Source organism: Microbacterium sp. C23T (assembly GCF_053345975.1).
Genome location: NZ_JBKFBD010000023.1, coordinates 47,213 through 60,345 on the forward strand (window position 1 = coordinate 47,213; position 13,133 = coordinate 60,345).

Below are 13,133 nucleotides of genomic sequence, written 5' to 3' on the forward strand. Positions count from 1 at the left end.
ACAATAAACGAATACCGTTCGTTTACCGGCCAGGCTGGCCGGGTGTCGCACACCGTCGTGCAGAACGACAGAAGGATCCCGTATGAACGACCTCACCGCTCGCGTGCCCCTGCGGTTCCCGACCGCAGCCGCGACCTTCGCCATCGGCATCGCCGGCTACCTCGGCGTGAACCTCTCGCCGTACATGATCACCGCGTTGCAGACCGGGTTCGCCGTCGACGTGCTCACCGCGAGCTGGATCGTGACCGCGACACTGCTCGCCACCGCGATCACCGGTCTCGCGACCGCGCCGCTGTGCGCGGGTGCGCACCGTCGCACCGTCGCGCGCATCGGTCTCGCGGCCGGGCTCATCGGGTTCGTCGCGGCAGCGCTCGTCCCGTCGGCGGGCGTCGCCATCACCGGGCTCCTCGTCGGCGGGGTCGGCGCCGGCTGTGCGGTCGCCGCCGCCGGAGCCGCCCTCGCCGCGTTCCGCAACCCCGATCGCGTGGCCGGCTTCAACGGTCTCGCGAACCGCGGCGTCATCACCATCGTGCTCGCCGTGATCCCGCTCATCGGCCTCGCACCCATCGACGTCTTCGGCGCCCTCGCGCTGTTCTGCTTGATCGGCCTGGTGGCCGTCGGCTGGCTGCCGGTCGCGCCGGTCATCGACCCGCAGGCGGGCGCGGCGGTGCCGGAGGCCATGCCGGTCACGATCCCCGAGACGGGCGTCCTGCGCAGCGTCCGCGCGCGCACCGCCTCGCGCGCCGTGACGATCGCCGGCTTCGTCCTGCTGGTCACCTTCGCCCTGTGGGCGGCGAGCGAGGACTCGCTGTGGGCCATGGCCGGCGTCATGGGCGGCGAGCAGGCGGGACTCACCCCCGAGGGCCTGGGTCTCGCACTGAGCGGCGCGACCGCGGGCGGACTCGTCGGCTCCGTGCTGCTCATGATCGTCGGCAACCGCCTCGGCCGCGCGGTCCCCCTCGTGGTGCTGCTCGTCGCCGGCGGCGCCCTGAAGATCGCGCTCGGCTTCGCGAGCGACCAGACGGCGTTCATCACGCTCTTCATCGTCTGGAACACCATCTACGCGATCGCCTTCATGTACTTCGTCTCCACCTCGGCCGCGCTCGACGCGGACGGCCGCTGGTCGGGCCCCCTGCTCGCGGTGTACCTCGTCGGATCGGCCCTCACGCCGGTCATCGGCGCGGCGCTGGTCGAGGCGTTCGGCTACCAGGGATTCACCGTCGTGCTGGGTGTGGCGAGCTTCGTGCTCGCAATCCCGGCGGCGATCGTCGCGGCGATCTCGACGAGAGTGGAGAAGGATGCTGCCGCCGACGCCACTGCCCTGACCCCTGCCGCCGAGACCGAGGAGCTCCACGCATGACCGCCACCATCTACACCGGAGGACGCATCTTCACGGCCGGTGCGGAGCCGTGGGCCGAGGCCCTCGTCGTCGCGGGCGACGGGGTCGTGTTCGCCGGCGACACGGAGGGCGCCCACGCCGCGGCGGGCGCGGAGGCCACCACCATCGACCTCGACGGCCGGCTGCTGCTTCCCGGATTCACCGACGCGCACACGCATCTCGTGATGATGGGCGAGGCCCTCGGGCGGGTCGGGCTGACCGACGCCCGGACGCTCGCCGACATCCAGGAACGCCTCCGTGCCGCACGGGCGGCGCAGCCCGACGCCGCGCGCGTGCTGGGCCGCGGGTGGCTGTTCGACTCGGTTCCCGGCGGCAGGCCCACCGCGGCCATGATCGACGCCGCGGTCGCGGACGTGCCGGTGTACCTCGACGCGAACGACTACCACTCGTGCTGGGTGAACTCGGCGGCCCTCGCCGAGCTCGGCATCACGCGCGACACCCCCGACCCCCTCGGCGGAAGCATCGGCCGCGACGACGACGGCGAGCCCGACGGCATGCTGTACGAGACGGCGGCGCAGACGCACGTGTGGGCGTTCCTGGCGGCGCGGACCGACGACGACGCCCGCGACGCCGCGGTCGAGCGGACTCTCGCCGCATACGCCGCCACCGGCGTGACCGGGGCGGTCGACATGGCGTTCGACGACCTCGGGCTCGCCGCGTTCCAGCGGGCGGCCGAGCGGCGCGGCGGGCACCTGCCGGTGCGCGTCGCCGCCCACTGGTTCGTCGAGAACACCGGCGACGAGGCGGCGAACCTCGCCCAGGTCGCCCGGGCCGCGGAACTCGCCGAGACGGTGCGCTCGCCCTGGCTGCGGATCGTGGGCATCAAGCTCGTGATCGACGGCGTGATCGATGCGTGCACGGCCGCGATGCGGCATCCGTATTCCAACGGCTCGAACGCGGAACCGATCTGGTCGCTCGCCGACATCACCCCGGTCGTCGTCGCCGCCGATGCGGCGGGGCTGCAGATCGCGCTGCACGCGATCGGCGATCTCGCCAGCGACATCGCCCTCGACGCGCTCGAGCACGCCGCCGCGGTGAACGGGGACCGCTCCCGCCGCCACCGCATCGAGCACCTCGAGTACGCCTCCCCCGGGACGGCCGAGCGCATGGCGCGACTCGGGGTGACGGCATCCATGCAGCCCGTTCACGCCGACCCGGCCATCTTCGACAACTGGGCCGCGATGCTCGGCGACGATCGCGTCGACCGCGCGTTCGCGTGGCCCGAGTACGTCGACGCGGGCGCTCTGCTGGCCTTCTCGACCGACGCACCCACGGCGCCGCACGAGGCCCTCCCGAACATGTACATCGCCGCGACCCGGCGCTCCGCGCTCGACGACTCGTTCGCCCCGCGGCACCCGCATTTCGCGCTGCCGCTCGCCCAGGCGCTCGGACATGCGACACGGGATGCTGCCGCCTCCGTGGGCGACGGCGCGACGCGCGGACGGCTCGAGGCGGGCCTCGCCGCGGACTTCGCGATCGTCGACGCCGACCCGTTCGCCGACGGTCCCGAGTCGCTGCTGACCGCCCGGGTCGTGCGAACTGTCGTGGCCGGCGAGACGAGGTACGACGCGGGAGTGCTCTGAGCGTTATCCGGTTTCCGGCGGGTGCGCGGCGAGCCACTCGTTCGCGACGCGCTTCGTCACCTTGAGCAGCCAGGCGTCCGTGATCACCTCGCGCAGCTGCGCGAGATCGATGCCGTCGAGGCGGACGAGCACGGCCGGGTAGCCGTCGAAGTGCGGGATCGTGAAGAACGCGTCGGGGGAGGTCTCGAGCAGCGCCTCCTTCACCTGAGCACCGTCGGTGCGCACGCCGACCACGTCGCCCCGCGGCCACTCGCGCCCGAGCGCCGCGAGCTGATCGAGGTCGCGGCCGCTCGGGCCGCGCTGCCACACGAAGAGTCCTGCCGGCGTACGCCAGCCCGCCCCGCCGCGGTGCCCGTCGACGCGCTCGATCACGTCGGGAAACCCGAGCGCGATGGCGCGGACGTCCTCGAGGGTCGCCATGCCCTCCATCATGCGCCGGATGCCGGCGCGGGTCGAGCCGGTGATTGTCCGGTTGATCAGGACCGATAGGGTACGAGGACCGGGCGGCGCCCCCTCGCGGCTCGGTGGGAGAGGGGTCTCGTACATGCCTGGTTTCGACCGCCCGCGTCTGCGCCGCCTGGTCGCCGGTCTCACCGCGACATTGCTCGCCGCCACGGGCGCGGTGGCGGTCGGCGCGATCGATCCGCAGCCGGCCGCCGCGGCGTACCCCGACTCCGTCAACCCCTTCGCCATCGCGGGCGGCTTCACGGTCTACGCCCGGGAGGACGCACTGCTGCAGAACCAGGAGACGGAGGGCAGCATCGCGGTCGGCGGGACCGCGACCGTGCAGGGCAGCAGCGGGCAGTACACGATCATCCACGTGTCCGCCGGCACCGGGAACTACGATCTGCCGACGGTCGACGGCGACCCCACCCGGTTCCTCGTCGGCGAGTACAGCACCGCGAGCACCGGCATCCTCGCCATCACGAGCGCCGGCACGACCGACCCGGCGCTGTGGGGCGACCTCAAGATGGTGCAGCGCGACGGCGGCTGGCAGGCGTTCACGCGTGCCGACTGGCTGCGCCTCAACCAGAACCCCTCCAACGCCGACCAGACCCCGCTCATCGACGCGACCCACCAGCAGTATCCGGCGGATGCTGCGCCCCCGTCCGGCGCGACCGGCAACAGCAGCATCTACACGGCGAACACCTCAGACACCGCCGTCGCCGACTATGTCGAGGCGAACCGCGATGCGTCGTGGGACGAGGCGTCGAGCTGCTTCGACGACATCGCCGACCCCGCCGCCGGCGTGGGCTACCACGTCGGCGTGGCCGAGGACGCGGGCGACCGCGTCGTCCTCGAGGAGCTGAGCCCGGACCAGCCGAACATCGTGGACTACGCCGACATCGCCGGCGCGTCGCTCATCCAGTTCTCCCCCGGACCGACGCCCGGCGTGTCGAACCCTCTGGTCATCCGGGTGCCCGCGGGGACGACCGACGTGATCGGCGCGCGGGCGGATCCGCAGGGTGTGCACTCGCCGTACATCGTGTGGGACCTCTCGCAACTGACCGGTGACGTCACCGTGACCGCCGGCCAGGCCCGCATCGACGGCTCGATCTACGCACCGAACGCATCGGTCACCGTGAACGCGGCACCGCTCGACGGCCAGGTGATCGGCCAGAACGTCATCATCCAGGGCGGCGAGGTCCACTCGTTCCTCTTCTCGGGCGAGATCTCGTGCAACGACGCCAGCGGCACCTTCGTGGTGCGCAAGGCCCTGTCCGGCGGCATCGGGCCCGGCGATCTCCCCGAGGGCGCGACGTTCACCGTCAACTACCGCGCCGTGGACCCGGACGACAACGTCACCGTCGGCTCGCTCGAGGTCCCCGCCGACGGCACTCCCGTCCCCGCCGGCGAACGGTTCCCCGAGGGCACGAAGATCACCTTCGAGGAGATCACGCCCGAGACCGTCCCCGGCTGGGAGTGGGGCGACGTCGAGATCGACCCGAACCCGCTGATCGTCGGCACCGGCACCGCCCAGGTGGTCGTCACGAACACGGCGACCCGGTTGACGGGCACCTTCAGTGTCTCGAAGTCGATCGACGATGCGTCGGGCGAACCTCCGGTGCTCGAGGGTGCGGTCCCCGTCACGTGGATCGCCCGCTACGGCGGCGAGCAGATCGGCACCGGCACGATGAACGTGTCCTTCACCGGCACGCCTGCCGTCCCCGTCGACGGGAACGGCGCCCCGATCGCCTTCCCGGTGGGCGCGCGCATCATCCTCACCGAGAACCTCGACGGCATCGATCCGCCGCCGGGGTACGACTGGAGCGGGATCGGGTGGAACCCCGGGCGAACGTTCGTGATCACCGATGCCGACACGACCGTGGCCGTCGAGCTGACGAACTTCGTCACCCCGGCCGACGACGGCCGCACGATCACGATCGTGAAGTCCGCGACCGGCCCGGCCGCTGACCCGCGGTTCGGCTACGAGGTCACCTACAACACGAACCCCGCCCCTGAGCGGGCGACCCTTCCCCTGCCGGTGGGTGTGCCCCAGCTGATCGAGAACCTCGAGACGGGCGCCGAGACGCTGGAGCTCGCCGAGCTTCCGCCGACGTTCGAGGGCGACACCGTGGCGAACGTCGACGACTGGGTGCCGCCCGTCTTCCACGTCACGATCGACGGCGTGACGACTCCGTACCAGCCGGACGCGTTCGGGGACATCGTGGACATCCCGCTGCCGCCCGACTCGGAAGCCGACATCGAGATCGAGGTGACGAACGCGCTCAAGGAGGGCACCTTCACGATCTCGAAGGAGTTCGACGGCGTCCCGCCCGACCAGGTGCCCCCGGGCCTCGAGTTCACCGTCGCGTGGACGGCGTACTTCCCGACGACCGCAGCCGAGGACGTGATCCAGCGGGGCGTGCTGCGGGTCCCCGGAAACGGTGCGCCGGTCGGCCCCGTCGACGACGCGGGCGAGCCGCTGCTGTTCCCGTACGGCACCGTCGTGACGTATGAGGAGCAGGCGGCGCCGAGCATCCGGCACCTCTCCTGGCTCGGCGCCGTGTTCGACCTCGACCAGCTCACGATCGGCGTCGACGACCAGGCCGTGGTGCACGCGACGCTCACCAACGACGCGTCGCTGATCGAGGGAACGTTCCTCGTGCAGAAGAGCATGGACGGCCTCGACCCGGACGATCTCCTCGTCGACTCGTTCACGATCGACTACGTGGCGCACCTGCCGAGCCGCGACGTGCTGGTGGGCCGGTTCGAGCTTCCTGCCGACGGGACGCCGGCGGGTCCGGTCGACGGCGAAGGCAACCCGATCTTCTTCCCCATCGGCACGATCGTCAACGTCCTCGAGGAGGAGCCTGACCCGTCCGCGCTGCCAGAGGGCTACGAGTGGGGCGAGACGACGTGGAGCCCGGCGAGCTTCGTCGAGATCGGCCCCGGCGAGACACCGCCGGTGCTCGAAGTCACCAACTCGGTGGTCGCGATGACCCGCTGGGCGGTGACGAAGGTCGTCGCGGGCAACGGCGGATCGTCGGTCCCGGCGGGCACCACGTTCCCTGCCGATTGGTGGCTCAATGGCGTCGCGCAGCCCCGCATCGAGCTGGAGCCGAACGTCACGATCACGTCGCCGTACTTCCCGGTCGGCACGATCATCGAGGCCCGGGAAGCCGACCTGCCGTCGATCCCCGGAGTGGACTGGGGAACGCCGACATGGACGGTCGCCGGTGAGACACTCGTCCCCGACGAGGACGGGAAGGTCACGCTGCCGATGTCGGAGGTGCGCACGCCGCAGACGGCGGAGCTGACGCTGACCAACACGGCGAGCACACGTCCGCTTCCGGCCACGGGCGGCGGTGGGCTCTCGCCCCTCGTCCCGCTCGGAGCCGTCGGCCTGATCGCGGTGGGGCTCCTGCTGGCCATGAGACGGGCGCGACGCGCCTGACGCACGACCCCGGGCGCACACGAAGAGGGAGGGGACGGATGCCGTCCCCTCCCTCTTGGTGAATCAGCCCACCTGGGTCTCGTCCGGGGGTTCGCTCTGCTGCGCGAGCGCCGTGCGCGGACGCCACACCACGACCTCGGTCGCGCGGCGCACGCGCGTGCCGTGACGCAGCGTCACGACCGCGCCGGTGGACCCGGCGGCGAAGACACGGGCACCCGGCCGCTTCTCGAGTTCGGCGCGCATGCGGTCCTCGAGGTCGCGGACGCGGCCGTGCAGCTCCTGTACGCGGTTCTCGAGCTCGAGGATGCGCACGATCGCGGGAAGGCCGATGCCGTCCGACGACATGCGGGCCACCTCGCGCAGCTGCTCGACGTGGCGCAGCGAGTAGCGCCGTGACCCGCCCTGTGTGCGGGCGGGCACGACCAGCCCGAGCCGGTCGTACTGACGCAGCGTCTGCGGGTGCATGCCCGACAGCTCGGCGGCGACGGCGATCGCGAAGATCGGGGCATCCTCGTCGATGTCGTCCTCGGTCATCCTTCTCTCACCATCCTCCGGATGCGGGTCGCCGGGCGACCCGCATCATCGTCTAGCCCTGCGCCTTGGCCATGAGGTCGGCGCGCGGGTTCTCCTTCGACTCGAGGCTCTGGAAGCGCTCGAGCGCTTCGCGCGCGGCCTCGTCGAGGTGCGACGGCACAGCCACCTGCACCTCGGCGAGGAGGTCGCCGGTGCCCTTGGCCGTCTCGACACCGCGGCCCTTGACGCGCAGCACGCGGCCGGACGGCGTGCCTGGGGCGACACGCAGCCGCACCGGATCGCCGCCGAGGGTCGGCACCTCGATGGTGGCGCCGAGCGCGGCCTCGGTGAACGTGACCGGCACGGTGACGCGCAGGTTGAGCCCGTCGCGCGTGAACACCGGGTGCGGGCGCACGGTCACCTGCACGACGATGTCGCCGTTCTCACCGCCGTCGGGCGAGTGACGCCCGCGGCCGCGCAGCCGGATCTTCTGCCCGTCCGAGACGCCTGCGGGGATCTTCACTTTGAACGGCTTGCCGTCCTCGCCTGCCAGCGTGATGGTCTCGCCCCTGGTCGCCGTGACGAAGTCGATCGTCGTGCGCGCCGTGACGTCGGCGCCGCGCGTCGGGCCGCCGAAGCCGCGATAACCGCCGCTCGTCTGCCCGAACCGCCCGGAGCCGAAGCCGGTGCCGCCCTGCTGCTGGTTGAACATCGCGAAGATGTCGTCGAAGTCCTCGGCGCTCTGGTAGCGCGCGCCGCGGCCCTGGTTGAACATCGAGAAGACGTCCTCGAAGCCGCCGGCGCCGCCCGGGCCGCCCGACGTGAATCGAGCGCCCGAGCCCATCGCGCGGATCTGGTCGTACTCCTTGCGCTGCTCCGCGTCGGAGAGCACCGAGTACGCCTCGCTGACCTCCTTGAACTTCGCCTCGGCGGCCGCGTCACCCTGGTTGGAGTCGGGGTGGTACTTCCGCGCGAGCTTGCGATACGTCTTCTTGAGGTCCGCCTCGCTGACGTCCTTCGAGACGCCGAGCACCGAGTAGAAGTCCTTGTCGAACCAGTCCTGACTGGCCATGGAGCCTCCTTGGGGTTACTCGGCGGGAACCGCGACGACGACCTTCGCCGGACGCAGCTCCACCGAGCCGAGGCGGTAGCCGATCTCGACGACCTCGACGATCGTGGTCTCGGTCGCGCCCGGCGTCGGCACCTGGAAGATCGCCTCGTGCTGCTGCGGGTCGAACGCCTCGCCGGCCGCGCCGTAGGTGGTGAGCCCGATGCGCTCGGCGACGCCGCGGAGCTTGTCGGCGATCGCCGCGAAGGCGGATCCCTGCTCCAGGTCGCCGTGCTTCTCGGCGCGGTCGAGGTCGTCGAGCACCGGGAGGATGCCCTTCGCGACCGCGCCCTGGGCGCGCTCGATCTCGACCTCGCGCTGCTCCTCGGTGCGGCGGCGATAGTTGGCGTACTCGGCCTGGAGGCGCTTGAGGTCGTTCAGCAGCTGCGACTCGAGGTCGGCGAGCACGGCGTCCTCGGCCGCGGCGTCGGCGTTCTGCGCGGCGCCGAGGATGTCGTCGACCGTGAGCTCGTCCTGCCCGTCCTGCGGCGCGGGGCCGGAGGCGTTCGCCTCCGACCCCACACCTTCAGGCCGAACCTCGTCGCCGTCGCCCGGTTCTTCGACCGGTTCCGGGTTGTGGTTCTTGTTCGCCATGGTTACTTCTTCTCGTCCTCTTCGTCCACGACCTCGGCGTCGACGACGTCCTCATCGGAGTCGGTCGAGGCCTGGCCGTCGCCGGCGTCGCCGGGGGCGGCATCCGGAGCGGACTGCGAGGCCTGGCTCGAGGCGTAGATGGCCTCGCCGAGCTTGCCCTGGCTCTGGTTCAGCTTGTCGAACGCGGCCTTCACGGCCTCGTCGTCCTCGCCCGCGAGCGCGGTCTTGAGAGCGTCGACGTCACCCTGCACCTCGGTCTTCACCTCGGCGGGGAGCTTGTCCTCGTTCTCCTTGATGAGCTTCTCGATCGAGTACGAGAGGGTCTCGGCCTGGTTGCGCACCTCGGCGGCCTCGCGACGCTTCTTGTCGTCGGCGGCGTGCTCCTCGGCCTCGCGCACCATGCGCTCGATGTCGTCCTTCGGCAGCGACGAGCCGCCGGTGATCGTCATCGACTGCTCCTTGCCGGTGCCCTTGTCCTTCGCGGACACGTGCACGATGCCGTTCGCGTCGATGTCGAAGGTGACCTCGATCTGCGGGATGCCGCGCGGAGCCGGCGCGATGCCGGTCAGCTCGAACGTGCCCAGCGGCTTGTTGTCGCGGGTGAACTCGCGCTCGCCCTGGAAGACCTGGATCGCGACGGACGGCTGGTTGTCGTCGGCCGTCGTGAAGGTCTCCGACCGCTTGGTCGGGATGGCGGTGTTGCGCTCGATGAGCTTCGTCATGATGCCACCCTTGGTCTCGATGCCGAGACTCAGGGGGGTCACGTCGATGAGGAGGACGTCCTTGCGCTCGCCCTTGAGGACACCGGCCTGGAGGGCGGCGCCGACGGCGACGACCTCGTCCGGGTTCACACCCTTGTTGGGCTCCTTGCCGGCTTCCTTCATCACGAGCTCCGACACCGCGGGCATGCGGGTCGAGCCGCCGACGAGCACGACGTGGTCGATGTCGCCGACCTTGATGCCGGCCTCGCGGATGACGTCCTCGAAAGGCTTCTTGGTGCGGTCGAGGAGATCCTTGGTGAGGTCCTCGAACTTGGCGCGCGTGATCGTCTCCGACAGCGACACGGGGCCCGAGTCGGTCAGCGACAGGTACGGCAGGTTCACCGACGTGCTGGTCGACGAGGAGAGCTCCTTCTTCGCCTGCTCGGCGGCCTCCTTGAGGCGCTGCAGCGCGATCTTGTCGCCCGAGACGTCGACACCGGTGGTGTCCTTGAACTGCTTGATGAGGTAGTCGACGAGACGCTGGTCCCAGTCGTCGCCGCCGAGCCGGTTGTCACCGGCGGTCGCACGCACCTGGATGGTCGAGAAGTCGTCGTCCTTGCCCACCTCGAGCAGGGAGACGTCGAACGTTCCGCCACCGAGGTCGAAGACGAGGATGAGCTCGTCCTCCTTGCCCTTGTCGAGGCCGTAGGCCAGGGCGGCCGCGGTGGGCTCGTTGATGATGCGCAGGACGTTGAGGCCCGAGATCTCGCCGGCCTCCTTGGTGGCCTGGCGCTCGGCGTCGTTGAAGTACGCGGGGACGGTGATGACGGCGTCGGTGACGGTGTCACCGAGGTACTGCTCGGCGTCGCGCTTCAGCTTCTGGAGGATGCGCGCGGAGATCTCCTGCGGCGTCCAGCGCTTGCCGTCGACGTCGAAGCCCCAGTCGGTGCCCATGTGACGCTTGACCGATGAGACGGTGCGGTCGACGTTGGTGACGGCCTGGCGCTTGGCGGTCTCGCCGACGAGCACCTCGCCGTCCTTCGTGTACGCGACCACCGACGGGGTCGTGCGGAAGCCCTCGGCGTTCGCGATGACCTTGGGCTCGCCGCCCTCGAGGACGCTCACGACCGAGTTGGTCGTACCGAGGTCGATTCCAACAGCACGTGCCATGTGTATCTCTCCTTCATAAGGGCGCAGACGGATGCTGCCACCCGAGGTTTACGGGGAAGTCTTCTCGCGGCGCACCATGAGGTTGAGTCGCGATGGCTCAACCATACGCCTGGGTCGCAGCATCCGTCAAATCAAAGTTGATACGAGACGGCTCAACTTGGCCGACGCCGTCGTCAGATCGAGTGCGCGAGGGTCTGCAGCCCGATCACGAGCAGGCCCAGGGCGAGAAGGATGCCGAGGGCGACGAGCTTCTGCACCCATGACAGCCGCGCGCGGCGGACGGCCGCCCACCCGATCACGCCGAGGGTGGCGATGTAGACGATGCTCGAGACCCGAAGCGCCGTCTCGAGGTGCATCACGTCGAGCCACGCGAGCGCGATCAGGATGCCCGGTACGACGACGGTGCCGAGCGCTCCCCCGGCGATGCGCCCGAGCACCGCGAACTCCCCGGCGCTCGGGAACTCCTGGTGCACCGCGAGGTGCGACACGATGTCCGACACGAACCCGGCGGCTGTGATGCCGACGACGCCCAGCACGAGCGCGAAGAACGCGTGGTCGGGCTCGGCGTGATCGCTCGCCGACACCACGAGCACGATCGCCAGGCCCGTGAAGGTGGCGTAGACCCGCTCCTTGAAGTAGCGGACGAACGCGTCCTCCTGACCGTCGAACTCCTCGAGTCGCCGCTGGTGCTTGCGCGAGCGCGGTCGCCCGCCGTCTCGTTCGTCGGTCATGTCGTCACCCTACGGGTGGGGGATGGATGCTGACGACCTTGGTCTCTCGCCCGTCGCTGGTCGTCAGCGCGCCGCGAGCACGTCGTCGAGCCAGTCGAGCGCACGGCGGTTGAGGAGCGACCGGTTCTGCATCGAGCAGTGACCGCCGGCGCCCTCGGCAGCCGTGAAGTCGATCACGGTGGCGTCGGGCAGGGCGGCCGCGAACGCGGGCACGCCCGCCGCGAGCGGGTCGCCCTCGGCGCGCGTGAGCAGCACCGGGCAGCGGATGTCGTCGACGCGATCGATGCGGTACTCGACGCTACGTGCGACGAAACCCTTCAGGTCCGTGACACCGTTCACCCAGAATCCGCGCTGCACGATCGACCAGCGGAGTTTGCGGTCCTGATTCACGACGCCCATCAGACGGGCTACGGCCTCGTCGTCGAGCGCACCGATGTCCGCCGCTTCCTCCTCGGTCGCGCCGAGGCGGCGGGCGAACATCGAGAGCCCGGCTCCGACGTCCTGCTGGCCGGGGTCGGCGATGCACGCGGCGATCCGAGAGTCCCCCGAGGCTGCACGTGGCGCGAGGTAGCCGCCGAGGCTCCAGCCGCTGACCGCGATGCGGCCGGGATCGACGATCGGCGAGGTCAGCGCGTGGTCGATCACCGCCGAGACCACGACCTCCCAGTCGGGGCGCATCGGCACGCCCTGCTCGAACAGCACGGCGCCCTGGCCGGGGCCGTCGAAGATCAGGCAGTGGTACCCGCGACGCAGAGCCGCCACGGCCGAGGCGAAGTACGAGTCGGTCACCGTGGCGTCGTAGCCGTTGACGAGGATCAGGAGCGGCCGCACCTCGGTCTCGCGGCCGAAGGCCGGTACGAGGTACGCGGGTACGCGCGCTTCGCCGACGGGCACTTCGGCGGGGTGGATGCCGCGCAGCGCCATTCCGGTGTCGAAGGCGCTGATCTGCCGGCGGAAGCCGTCGAGCAGACGCGGGTCGACGGGGGCGCCGAAGAGCGGGTGGTACGAGGAGGCGTAGAACGCGCTCGCCCGCAGATAGAGGTCGGACGCACCCGGCCGCCCCGCGGCCGCCGCGGCGTCGGCTTCGGCCCGGACGCGATCGCCGGCGGCGACCCAGGCGTCGAAGAACGCGCCGTCGTCCCCGTCGCCGACGGCGCGGCCGACGGCCGCGACCTCTCCGAAGTCGCCACCGCCCGCGGGTGCGTAGCCCAGCATCCAGGTGCCGAACTCGTTGTGGAAGGGATCGGTGAAGAGGGCGCCGTCCGGTGTGCTCATGCCCCTGACGCTAGGGGTACCGCGACTGCATTGTCACGCGCTCGAGAGCGCGGAACGCATGTCAGGCGCTGCCGGCATCGGCGCCTCCCGCGGACGGCGCCCCTCGCTCTGGCCCGTTGCGCCGCTCGGGCGCAGGAGGACAGAGGCCGCTGAAGCGACGG

General features: G+C 70.8%; 10 protein-coding genes. 3 read left to right on the forward strand and 7 right to left on the reverse strand.

Translation table 11 applies throughout. The annotated features are described in order from the left end of the window. Nucleotides 1–82 precede the first annotated feature (82 nt). Both ACLBXX_RS13905 and ACLBXX_RS13910 read left to right on the forward strand, forming a co-directional pair. A complete protein-coding gene (locus ACLBXX_RS13905; protein WP_447658488.1) occupies nucleotides 83–1,360 on the forward strand; it encodes an MFS transporter in 1,278 nt (425 codons plus the stop codon). Continuing rightward, nucleotides 1,357–2,982, forward strand: coding sequence for an amidohydrolase (locus ACLBXX_RS13910; protein ID WP_447658489.1), 1,626 nt, complete (start codon nucleotides 1,357–1,359; stop codon nucleotides 2,980–2,982). Before ACLBXX_RS13905 ends, ACLBXX_RS13910 begins: the two co-directional genes overlap by 4 nt. Nucleotides 2,983–2,985: 3 nt before the next feature. Here ACLBXX_RS13910 and ACLBXX_RS13915 read toward each other — a convergent pair whose 3' ends face one another. Continuing rightward, nucleotides 2,986–3,402, reverse strand: a complete 417-nt coding sequence (locus ACLBXX_RS13915; protein WP_447658490.1) for an MmcQ/YjbR family DNA-binding protein — start codon at nucleotides 3,400–3,402, stop codon at nucleotides 2,986–2,988. 124 nt (nucleotides 3,403–3,526) lie between these two features. Between ACLBXX_RS13915 and ACLBXX_RS13920 the strand changes: the two genes are divergently transcribed. Next, nucleotides 3,527–6,880 carry a collagen-binding domain-containing protein gene (locus ACLBXX_RS13920; RefSeq protein WP_447658491.1) on the forward strand — a complete coding sequence of 1,118 codons (3,354 nt, stop codon included), beginning with the start codon at nucleotides 3,527–3,529 and terminating at the stop codon, nucleotides 6,878–6,880. Between the two features lie 63 nt (nucleotides 6,881–6,943). Here the strand turns inward: ACLBXX_RS13920 and ACLBXX_RS13925 are convergent, their stop codons facing one another. From ACLBXX_RS13925 to ACLBXX_RS13950, 6 genes are all read right to left on the reverse strand, one after another. Further along, entirely contained in the window at nucleotides 6,944–7,414 is a 471-nt protein-coding gene (locus ACLBXX_RS13925) for a heat shock protein transcriptional repressor HspR (RefSeq protein WP_447658492.1), read from the reverse strand. Between the two features lie 52 nt (nucleotides 7,415–7,466). After that, nucleotides 7,467–8,465: a DnaJ C-terminal domain-containing protein gene (locus tag ACLBXX_RS13930; protein ID WP_375870384.1), complete on the reverse strand. Its 999-nt coding sequence runs from the start codon at nucleotides 8,463–8,465 to the stop codon at nucleotides 7,467–7,469. Between the two features lie 15 nt (nucleotides 8,466–8,480). Continuing rightward, complete coding sequence (locus ACLBXX_RS13935; RefSeq protein ID WP_387142001.1) at nucleotides 8,481–9,095, reverse strand: nucleotide exchange factor GrpE; 615 nt, start codon at nucleotides 9,093–9,095, stop codon at nucleotides 8,481–8,483. A gap of 2 nt (nucleotides 9,096–9,097) precedes the next feature. Further along, the gene (gene dnaK / locus ACLBXX_RS13940) at nucleotides 9,098–10,966 is read right to left on the reverse strand and encodes a molecular chaperone DnaK (RefSeq protein ID WP_387142005.1); all 1,869 of its coding nucleotides are present in this window, start codon (nucleotides 10,964–10,966) and stop codon (nucleotides 9,098–9,100) included. 173 nt (nucleotides 10,967–11,139) lie between these two features. Then, nucleotides 11,140–11,697: a hypothetical protein gene (locus tag ACLBXX_RS13945; protein ID WP_447658493.1), complete on the reverse strand. Its 558-nt coding sequence runs from the start codon at nucleotides 11,695–11,697 to the stop codon at nucleotides 11,140–11,142. 63 nt (nucleotides 11,698–11,760) lie between these two features. Then, nucleotides 11,761–12,972 (reverse strand): alpha/beta hydrolase family protein, encoded by a 1,212-nt coding sequence (locus tag ACLBXX_RS13950; protein ID WP_447658494.1) that lies wholly within the window; start codon nucleotides 12,970–12,972, stop codon nucleotides 11,761–11,763. Nucleotides 12,973–13,133: the final 161 nt, after the last annotated feature.

What these genes read in the sequence shown, in the direction of transcription:
- dnaK (WP_387142005.1), bottom strand. Translation starts at nt 10,966, where the DNA reads ATGGCACGTGCTGTTGGAATCGACCTCGGTACGACCAACTCGGTCGTG.
- ACLBXX_RS13910 (WP_447658489.1), top strand. Translation starts at nt 1,357, where the DNA reads ATGACCGCCACCATCTACACCGGAGGACGCATCTTCACGGCCGGTGCG.
- ACLBXX_RS13930 (WP_375870384.1), bottom strand. Translation starts at nt 8,465, where the DNA reads ATGGCCAGTCAGGACTGGTTCGACAAGGACTTCTACTCGGTGCTCGGC.
- ACLBXX_RS13950 (WP_447658494.1), bottom strand. Translation starts at nt 12,972, where the DNA reads ATGAGCACACCGGACGGCGCCCTCTTCACCGATCCCTTCCACAACGAG.
- ACLBXX_RS13925 (WP_447658492.1), bottom strand. Translation starts at nt 7,414, where the DNA reads ATGACCGAGGACGACATCGACGAGGATGCCCCGATCTTCGCGATCGCC.
- ACLBXX_RS13915 (WP_447658490.1), bottom strand. Translation starts at nt 3,402, where the DNA reads ATGGCGACCCTCGAGGACGTCCGCGCCATCGCGCTCGGGTTTCCCGAC.
- ACLBXX_RS13935 (WP_387142001.1), bottom strand. Translation starts at nt 9,095, where the DNA reads ATGGCGAACAAGAACCACAACCCGGAACCGGTCGAAGAACCGGGCGAC.
- ACLBXX_RS13945 (WP_447658493.1), bottom strand. Translation starts at nt 11,697, where the DNA reads ATGACCGACGAACGAGACGGCGGGCGACCGCGCTCGCGCAAGCACCAG.
- ACLBXX_RS13920 (WP_447658491.1), top strand. Translation starts at nt 3,527, where the DNA reads ATGCCTGGTTTCGACCGCCCGCGTCTGCGCCGCCTGGTCGCCGGTCTC.
- ACLBXX_RS13905 (WP_447658488.1), top strand. Translation starts at nt 83, where the DNA reads ATGAACGACCTCACCGCTCGCGTGCCCCTGCGGTTCCCGACCGCAGCC.